Source organism: Mesobacillus subterraneus (genome assembly GCF_000934845.1).
In the GTDB taxonomy this organism is placed as follows: domain Bacteria; phylum Bacillota; class Bacilli; order Bacillales; family Cytobacillaceae; genus Mesobacillus; species Mesobacillus stamsii.
In genome coordinates, this window is record NZ_JXIQ01000037.1 from 1 (window position 1) to 734 (window position 734).

General features: G+C 42.4%; 1 protein-coding gene. It reads left to right on the forward strand.

From position 1 onward, the window contains the following. Window positions 1-109: 109 nt before the first annotated feature. On the forward strand, window positions 110-583 hold the full coding sequence (locus UB32_RS20410; protein WP_241768438.1) for an SHOCT domain-containing protein: 474 nt from the start codon (window positions 110-112) through the stop codon (window positions 581-583). The last annotated feature ends 151 nt before the right edge of the window (window positions 584-734 follow it).

Genomic DNA, 734 nt, shown 5'->3' on the forward strand with positions numbered 1-734 from the left:
CGTTCCAATCAACAGCCCGTTAATCAGCAAAACCAAAAAAGGACCAGGCGCAGTTTGCCCGGTGTTTCTTATTTTCTTTTGAACGGTTGAGAAAAGGACATGGGGACGGTTGGACGGTTCTCGACGCTCATCAAGCCCATTGGTGACCAAAAAACTCGATTTTACAGAAAACCGGTCACCAATCCAGCCTATTGGTGACCGGCTGACACAAGGGGACATCAGTCCGAAAAGAGTATCAAAGATAACTTCAAAACAACAATTTTTGCTACTCCATACTTTCTACAAATTTTTAAAAGAGAATGAAAGTATAAAGAAATGGAAAGGAGAGAAGGAAATGATGATGGGACCTGGATATGGTTACTTTGGAGGCTTCGGGATGGGAGGTGGATCCCTGATGATGATAATAGTTTTCCTGGCAGTTGGCTATCTGCTGTATCTGGCTTTCAACCAGAATAGGAGGAGTGAACAAACGCTTCCACTCCAGTCGATGAACAATCAAGCAATGGACCTTGCCAAGGGTAGATTGGCAAGAGGAGAAATCACTGTCGAAGAATTTGAAAAAATGAAAGCAAATCTTTTATAAATAAAAAAATGGGAGTGTTTACTATGATGAAAAAGACTATTATTACTGGCGCATTAGCTGCAGCCCTTATTGCAGCAGGAGGTACAGGATTGTATATGGCATCCGCGAAGGAAAATGCAGTGAATCCTGCTGAATTTATGAAGGAGCAGGG